General features: G+C 38.6%; 8 protein-coding genes and 1 pseudogene. 2 read left to right on the top strand and 7 right to left on the bottom strand.

From position 1 onward, the window contains the following. Both Q0X89_RS12810 and Q0X89_RS12805 read right to left on the bottom strand, forming a co-directional pair. Positions 1-536: pseudogene (locus Q0X89_RS12810) on the bottom strand (PHP domain-containing protein); the annotation flags it as partial. 25 nt (positions 537-561) lie between these two features. Further along, on the bottom strand, positions 562-1,551 hold the full coding sequence (locus tag Q0X89_RS12805) for a transglutaminase domain-containing protein (RefSeq protein WP_297694785.1): 990 nt from the start codon (positions 1,549-1,551) through the stop codon (positions 562-564). Between the two features lie 21 nt (positions 1,552-1,572). Here Q0X89_RS12805 and Q0X89_RS12800 point away from each other — a divergent pair, with 21 nt between their 5' ends. Further along, complete coding sequence (locus tag Q0X89_RS12800; protein WP_297694783.1) at positions 1,573-1,935, top strand: DUF1801 domain-containing protein; 363 nt, start codon at positions 1,573-1,575, stop codon at positions 1,933-1,935. A gap of 5 nt (positions 1,936-1,940) precedes the next feature. On the opposite strand, the gene Q0X89_RS12795 is transcribed toward Q0X89_RS12800, so the two are convergent. Continuing rightward, positions 1,941-3,551, bottom strand: a complete 1,611-nt coding sequence (locus Q0X89_RS12795) for a sulfatase (RefSeq protein WP_297694781.1) — start codon at positions 3,549-3,551, stop codon at positions 1,941-1,943. A gap of 58 nt (positions 3,552-3,609) precedes the next feature. Beyond that, positions 3,610-4,431 carry a 3-deoxy-8-phosphooctulonate synthase gene (gene kdsA, locus Q0X89_RS12790; protein ID WP_297694779.1) on the bottom strand — a complete coding sequence of 274 codons (822 nt, stop codon included), beginning with the start codon at positions 4,429-4,431 and terminating at the stop codon, positions 3,610-3,612. A gap of 145 nt (positions 4,432-4,576) precedes the next feature. Between kdsA and typA the strand changes: the two genes are divergently transcribed. After that, the gene (gene typA, locus Q0X89_RS12785) at positions 4,577-6,376 is read left to right on the top strand and encodes a translational GTPase TypA (RefSeq protein ID WP_297694777.1); all 1,800 of its coding nucleotides are present in this window, start codon (positions 4,577-4,579) and stop codon (positions 6,374-6,376) included. 21 nt (positions 6,377-6,397) lie between these two features. Here the strand turns inward: typA and ppgK are convergent, their stop codons facing one another. The 3 genes from ppgK to Q0X89_RS18095 all read right to left on the bottom strand — a co-directional run bounded on the left by ppgK (position 6,398) and on the right by Q0X89_RS18095 (position 7,880). Then, positions 6,398-7,147 carry a polyphosphate--glucose phosphotransferase gene (gene ppgK / locus Q0X89_RS12780; protein WP_297694775.1) on the bottom strand — a complete coding sequence of 250 codons (750 nt, stop codon included), beginning with the start codon at positions 7,145-7,147 and terminating at the stop codon, positions 6,398-6,400. 80 nt (positions 7,148-7,227) lie between these two features. Next, positions 7,228-7,539, bottom strand: coding sequence for an NUDIX domain-containing protein (locus tag Q0X89_RS12775; protein ID WP_367177059.1), 312 nt, complete (start codon positions 7,537-7,539; stop codon positions 7,228-7,230). Continuing rightward, positions 7,479-7,880: a hypothetical protein gene (locus tag Q0X89_RS18095; protein ID WP_367177058.1), complete on the bottom strand. Its 402-nt coding sequence runs from the start codon at positions 7,878-7,880 to the stop codon at positions 7,479-7,481. The genes Q0X89_RS12775 and Q0X89_RS18095 overlap by 61 nt, the downstream gene beginning before the upstream one ends. Positions 7,881-8,250: the final 370 nt, after the last annotated feature.

The following is an 8,250-nucleotide window of genomic DNA, read 5'->3' as shown; positions in this document are numbered from 1 at the left end:
TCCTGGAAATCACTCAGAATTGGATTTCCGGTGGGACTTTGATCATACCAGGCAGGGTGGTTCCAGAATACAAAGGCATTTTGTTTTTTTGCTTCCTCAAAAGGCACCGCAGGATCATCGGCCATAAGCATATTGGCATCTGAGATGAAAATTGCATTGCTGTGGCCAACAGGTTCTGAACGGGTAATTTCAGATCCGTGAATAATAAGAAGACCATGTTCCCTGGCCTCTTCCAATGCCAAATGATAAGATCTGTTCCGATCCGGATGTGGAATATCATCAATATGAGGCTGATATTCCAGATGTTCGGTTAATGAGATGGCATCCAAATTTTCCCTGAGTGCTTCCTGTACACGGATGGTAGGCCAAACATTGCCATCTGAAAAAACCGTATGCTGGTGAAAGTCTGTTTTTAAGGTAAGATACCCCTCAATATCAGGATAGGTCAAAGCCAGTTGCCCACTATGGGAATGCGATTGCGACCTTATAGATTGCAAGGCGCAGAATATTGATAGTATAAGAAGGATTCTTTTCATTCGGTATGGTTTCAAAATGGAGGATTTATTTGTTGATTTGTTCCGTAATTTTAAAATTTAATATGGGCTTATCTTCTAAAAACACCGTTAACAAATCATGATTTTTATGTAAGTTTTTATTGAGTTTAATTTTGGAAATATAGGATTTACCTTTCCCTTTTTTAAATCCCATTCTCTTGAATTCACCTTCGCTATGTACCAAATAATACATTCCATGGTGTTTAGGCAATTGATCAAAATATATATAGTTGGCGTCTTTAGATGAAATACTGAAAATTCCTTTTGTTTTGGGAGATAGTTCTATTCCCGTTCCAAAAAAATCGGTTAAAAAAATAGGTGCACTAAAAAATTGTTCGATATCCACCGGATCATCCAAAAGTTGCCATTCCGGATTATTGGGGTAATGATGCTTTATGAATTCCTCAGGTTTTGTAAAATAATAATGATCTATTTGTTTCCTTATAAACTTTTTACCAACCAAATCTAAATGACCGGATGCCCATGTAGGATCCATAAGTTTCCAAACGCCATCTATATGTACGGCATTCCAGGTATGATTTTTAAAGGATTGTTTGCCTTTAACAAATCGTATATCTGTCTTGGCAACACCCACTATTACCTTGGATGGCAAGCCAAATTGAATGCATAGTTCATTAAGGATCAGGGAGTATTCCAAGCAAACTCCTTTGCGGGTAATAAAGGCCTTTTCTATCCAGTCCAATACTACTCTTCTAATCTGATCTTGCCGGCCACTTTCGGATTGGTAGGAGATTCTTTGACCTGTTCTAAAAATATCATCATAGGTTTTTTCATATACCATATTTTGCGTAATCCAGACAAAAGCTGCCCGCACTCTTTCTTCGTCTGTACTGAAATCATTTTGAATTCGGTATCCCAGGTCATGTACTTTTTTAAAAGCGGGATAATTCTTCACTTTCTGATCAACGCTAGCATATTCATTGGAAAAAGCATAGCAGCTAATCAGGAATAAAACAGAAAATAATAACTTAGACATTTCAACTTTTTCCTTAAAGATATGAATCCTGCGGAAAATTACATACTAAGTCAGCCGGAACCGTATAGAAGTATTCTGTTGCATTTGCAATCTGCTATTGAGCAGACCGTGCCTGAAGTGGATTTGAAGTACAAATACAAAATTCCTTTTTACTACCTGCATGGAAAGCCTTTTTGCTACCTGAACCAGAGCAAAAACTACGTGGATTTGGGATTTTGGAAGGCTGCCCATCTCACTGTTCATCTAGAACACATGACTGCGGCTGGCCGTAAAATGATGCGTTCCCTCAGGTACACTTCGCTTGAAGAAATTGATCATGCCATTCTGGTGGAAGTATTAAAAGATGCCTACAGCATAAAAGATGTAAAGTTTTGGAAAAAATAAGTTTCTCATTCTATCCAGCCTTTCTCTTTATATAGTTTGATGTATTGATTGCTAAGTGAATCGCTGTCTTTGTATTTTACCCTCAACGCTTCAAGTTTCTGTTTCATTTCAATCACCACATTTGCATATTTTGGATCCTGATACACATTGTTCATCTCCTGTTTATCATTCTTTCGGTCGTATAATTCCCATTCATCCACATCATAATAAAAATGGATAAGTTTATAGTCTTTAGTGGCGATGCCATAATGCCTTTTTACCGCATGTTCTGCCGGGTATTCATAATAGTGATAATAAACCGCGTTCCGATCCCATTTCTCTTTTTGTCCTTTAAGCAAAGGGACTAAACTTTCACCCTGCATATCTGAAGGTGGTAAAGCACCTGCCACCTCCAAAAATGTCTGGGCAAAATCCAGATTCTGAACCATTTCGTCTTCTGTGATCCCGGCTTTAATTACATTGGGCCATTTTATTAATAATGGGGTTTTAAATGATTCCTCGTACATAAAACGCTTATCGAACCAACCGTGTTCTCCCAAATAAAATCCCTGATCTGAGGTATATACAAGGAGAGTGTTATCACTTAAACCTTCCCGCTCCAGATAATTTAAAAGTCTCCCTACATTCTCGTCAACTGCTGCTATAGTTCCCAGATAATCTTGTAAGTATCTCTGGTATTTCCATACCATGAGCGTGGAATCATTCATACCCGGATATTGTTTTCTGAAATCTTCATTTATAGGCGCATAGACTGCATCCCATGAAGCTTTTTGATCTGGGGTCATTTTTTCGAGGGGATCAAAAAGTTTTCTGTCCGTAATTTTCAATTCTTCGATAACCTCCGGGAATATTTTATTGTCATAGTTAAGAACCATATGCTCAAGGATATTCATTTCTGCTGTTCTCGCTGCATCCCCTCTTGTATCATAAGTGTCAAAAAGGGTTTCAGGCAATGGAAAGGTTTTTTTGGTAAACTCCCGGTAATGTCTTTCGGCAGGAAGCCATGATCTATGAGGGGCCTTGTGAAGGTACATAAGCAGAAATGGTTTTACTGTATCCCTGCGTTTCTCCAACCAGTCTAAAGTCAGGTCCGTAATTATGTCGGTAACATAACCCACTATCGTGGTGTCTCCTTTCTTAGTATTGAAAGTAGGATTGTAGTAGTCTCCCTGTCCCGGCAGAATTTTGAATTCATCAAATCCTTTGGGATTGTTACCAAAATGCAGTTTTCCAAACATGGCGGTTTGGTAACCCGCGTTTTGCAATAGCTGAGGAAAGGTAATATTAGTGGTGTCAAAAGGGGAGAGGTTATCAATCTTTCCGTTAATGTGGCTGTGCTTTCCTGTAAGAATTACAGCTCTGGAAGGTGCGCAAATAGAGTTGGTGACACTGGCGTTCGTAAACCGCATACCTTCATTTGCAATCCTGTCAATATTTGGGGTTTGAATTAATTTGTCGTTGTAAGCACTAATAGCCTGATATGCATGATCATCAGACATAATGAATATAATATTTGGTCTCTTTGTTACACCATCTTCTTTGGTCTCAGACTTACATGAAATAAAAAAGAAAACTATGCCACCAAAAATTAGTGATAAAAACCAGCTTGTTCTCATAAGTACATAAAGGAATTATTCAATTCCAAGGTACTGATTTTAACGAAATCTAAGCGAATTACTGAAGACTATTAACGGTTTTACGAAGTGTAGTTAAATTTATAAGAAGCTGCTCCAGTTGATCTAAGTGCAACATATTGGCGCCATCGCTTTTGGCATTGGAAGGATCAAAATGGGTTTCGATAAAGATTCCGTCTACTCCTGTGGCTATTCCTGCCCGGGCTATAGTGCTAATCAATTCGGGCCTCCCCCCTGTAACTCCTGAAGACTGATTGGGTTGCTGCAAGGAATGGGTAACATCCAGGACCACAGGTGCATATTGCTTCATTACGGGTATTCCCCTAAAGTCTACTACCATATCCTGGTAACCAAACATTGTACCTCTGTCCGTAATCATTACCTGGTCGTTATTGGAGTCAATTACTTTATTTACAGCATGCTTCATGCTTTCCGGACTCATGAATTGTCCTTTTTTAAGGTTTACTGTCTTCCCTGTTTTTGCTGCCGCGACTAACAAATCGGTTTGACGCACCAAAAAAGCCGGAATTTGAAGGACGTCTACATATTCAACAGCAAGTTGTGCATCTGTTATCTCATGAATATCTGTAACCGTTGGAACTTTAAATGTTTCAGAGACTTTTTTCAATATTTTCAGGGCTTTTACATCTCCTATGCCTGTAAAAGAGTCTACCCGGCTTCGATTTGCTTTCTTAAAACTCCCTTTGAAAATATAGGGGATTTCCAGCTTATCAGTGATCTGTACAATTCTTTCTGCGATCCGGAGTGCCATTTCCTCGCCTTCTATGGCACATGGTCCTGCGAGTAGAAAAAAATTGTTGCTATCTGCGTATTTAAGTTGAGGTATGGTGGCGAGTTTCATATTCAAAAGTTAGGGTACAAAGATAATTGTTTTTTAAAGCTATTACATGTAATGCTAATCCCTCAAAATCAACACAATAAAAATAACAGAACTTTATAACAGTAAGCAAAAAATAGGAGTATATTTGCGGCCTTAATACAATAAGATGTCTAATACAAAAAACATTGCCATAATTGCTCACGTTGACCACGGAAAAACTACACTGGTAGATAAGATCTTACATTTTTGTCAGTTATTCCGGGAAAATGAGAAAACAGGAGAACTTATTTTGGATAATAATGACCTCGAGCGTGAAAGAGGTATTACCATTACTTCAAAGAATGTATCCGTGCTTTATAAGGATACCAAGATCAATATTATTGATACTCCCGGTCACGCCGATTTTGGAGGTGAGGTTGAACGTGTTTTAAATATGGCTGACGGGGTTTTGCTGTTGGTGGATGCTTTTGAAGGCCCAATGCCGCAAACGCGTTTTGTTTTGCAGAAAGCAATCGACATGGGTTTAAAGCCGTGTGTTGTTATCAACAAAGTAGACAAAGAAAATTGTACACCTGAAGAAGTACATGAAAAGGTTTTTGATCTTATGTTTGAGCTTGGTGCTGAAGAATGGCAATTAGACTTTCCAACAGTCTATGGTTCTGCCAAGAATAACTGGATGAGTGATGACTGGCAAAATGAGACAACATCGATAGAACCTCTTTTGGAAATGGTTGTTGAGCATATCCCGAGTTTTGAACCTCAGGAAGGGACTACCCAAATGTTGATCACCTCTTTAGACTACTCTTCATTTACCGGCAGAATTGCGATCGGACGTTTGCAGCGAGGTTCTTTAAAGGAAGGACAGCAAATTTCACTGGTAAAACGTGATGGCAGTATTGTAAAATCTAAGGTAAAAGAACTATTTACTTTTGAAGGCCTGGGCCGTATAAAAGTAAGTGAGGTGGCTACGGGTGATATATGTGCAATTGTAGGGCTTGAAGGATTTGAAATTGGGGATACTATTGCAGACCTTGAAAATCCGGAAGGGCTTAAGACTATTGCTATAGATGAGCCAACAATGAGTATGTTATTCACAATTAACGATAGTCCATTTTTTGGTAAAGATGGAAAATTTGTTACTTCAAGGCATATCAAAGAACGACTGGAGAAAGAACTGGAAAAGAATCTGGCACTGCGAGTGGAAGAGACAGATAGTGCTGAAAAGTTTATGGTTTTTGGGAGAGGTGTTTTGCATTTATCTGTGCTTATAGAGACTATGAGAAGGGAAGGCTATGAACTACAAATAGGCCAGCCGCAAGTTATTATTCGCACAATTGATGGCGTAAAGTGTGAGCCAATAGAGCAGCTAACCATAGATTTACCGGAGGAAGTATCCGGAAAAGCTGTAGAAATGGTATCTATCCGTAAGGGTGAAATGACCAGTATGGAGGCAAAGGGAGACAGAATGGTATGTGAATTTCTTATTCCTTCACGTGGGATTATTGGGCTTCGGAATCAACTTTTAACCGCTACAGCCGGAGAAGCAATAATGGCTCATCGCTTTTTAGAATACCAACCTATGAAAGGAGAGGTTCCTCAAAGGCAAAATGGTTCATTGGTCTCCATGGAAAATGGGAAGGCAATTCCTTATTCAATTGATAAATTACAGGAAAGAGGAAGGTTTTTTGTAGATCCGGGCGAGGACATTTACGAAGGTCAGGTTATTGGTGAGAATACGAGAGGTGATGATATGGTTATCAATATCACCAAAACCAAGAAACTTTCAAACGTGCGTTCTGCAGGTGCAGATGATAAGGCAAAAATAGTTCCGGCCATCAAATTTTCTTTGGAGGAAGCCCTGGAGTATATCCAAAAGGATGAATATGTGGAGGTTACACCTAAACACTTACGTCTTCGTAAAGTATTTCTAAAGGAAGTTGACCGAAAAAGAAATAAGATTACCTAGAATATTGAGTCCGTTTCCGGTTTAATCTCTTGGAGCCTCATGCAATGCTGCGGCGGCTGCGCCAACAATCCCTGCCTGGTTTCTTAATTCTGCCGGAATTACAGGAGTTTCTATAGTTATATAATCTTTGTATTGATCAAATTGCTTTGAGGTTCCACCGCCTAAAATTATACAGTCCGGTGATATTAACAGATCTACATATTTCAGGAATACATTAAAACGTTTTCCCCACTGCTTGTAGCTCAGGCCCTCCTTTTCTTTTGCTGATGCAGCTGCCCAATCTTCAATTTTTTTATATTTTTTGTAAGGAATCTGCCCTAATTCAAAATTAGGTATCAGTTCACCATTATAAAACGCTCCACTGCCTAAACCAGTCCCGATGGTTATCATTACCACTAAACCTTCTTTGCCTTTCCCTATTCCATAATTCATGGTGGCATATCCTGCAGCGTCCGCATCATTAATAACCGTTACCGGAAGTCCGGTTGTATTAGAAAATAGTTCGCGAACATTAACATTCTTCCATTTTTTGTGCAAATTCCCAACGGATTTACATACCCCGTGCCTGATGATAGTAGGGAATCCAACGCCAACAGGTCCTTTATGATCAAAGTGCTCAACGATCTTTTTGACCACTTCTGCCATTTCTTTTGGTTTACGGGATGGGGGTGTAGGAATGCGGTAACGTTCAGTTAACATTTCACCGGTTATAGAGTTAACTAAGGCACCTTTCATTCCGGAGCCACCAATATCAATTCCTAATACTACCATTTGTAGTTATTAAATTAGTTTGCAGATTATTTAAATTGGCACTAAAAGTAACGAAAAACTTTATGAGCCTCCATGAAAATTTATTTTAGATATCCTTTCTTATAAAGAAAATCAAAAATAAGTTTGTCTACTTCCGATACCATATTTCTGTCTGCATAACTAAGCCAAACCATTTCCGAAATTTCAGAATCAGGGCATAGCTCTCCCGAATAATCTCCGGTATAACACCTCATTCTGACGATCGTTCCAGGCTGAAGACCGTGAGCAGGTGCCTCAAAAATTCCTATAAATTTTAATGAAGAAGTATCTAAGAGTACCTGCAGTTCCTCTTTCATTTCTCTATAAAGCGTCTGAGTATCAGATTCTCTGGGTTCTCTTTTACCTCCCGGGATGTAATAGACATCTTTATTGGAACTCTTAGTGCATAAGATGGATCTATAATATCCAGTATTTTATCAATTCCATTACCAAAATGGTTTAGAGTGCCCAATACTTTGTTTCGGCCCAGCGCACTGGAGATTGTTTCATCCCTATTTCCAAATTTATAGCCTTCTTTTGTTATCCACAGCGCATTGAGTAAATGTTGCATTAAAACATTACCAAGCTGGTCTACGGATACAGCAATTTTTAATAAATATTCTCCTACGCCCCTGAATCCTTTAGTGAACAGTGAGTGTAAAATACCATATAAAAATCCGATAGGACCTGTTAGGAATAGTAAAATAAGTGACACTATGAAGAGTAGTGTCCCTACAAAGGGGCTTGATTTTTTATTTGGCTGATTTTTCCGCTTTTTAAAAATCACGATAGAATTGGTTGCTCAACTACTGTGTTAGTGGTTATTTGTATAATACCTTATAAGTATCTGCTGTGTCATTTCCCGTTTGAAAGTGTTCAATTTTCAGGATTTCACCTTTGATTTTTTATTGAGAATTCCAAGTACGAAGAATCCTAAACTCAAACCAGCTATAATAAAGGTTAATACCAAAAATAACTGGGAGTGTGTCATTAAATTAAGAAAAGGGAGTAAAATTATAGGAGACAAAAACTGACCCATAAACCAGAAAGTGGTTAACCTTCCAATTTCCTGCCCCCTTATTTGT

Source organism: uncultured Eudoraea sp. (assembly GCF_947258525.1).
Lineage (GTDB): Bacteria > Bacteroidota > Bacteroidia > Flavobacteriales > Flavobacteriaceae > Eudoraea.
Note: the sequence above shows the minus strand (reverse complement) of the source record. Positions and strands in the feature narration are given on the sequence as shown.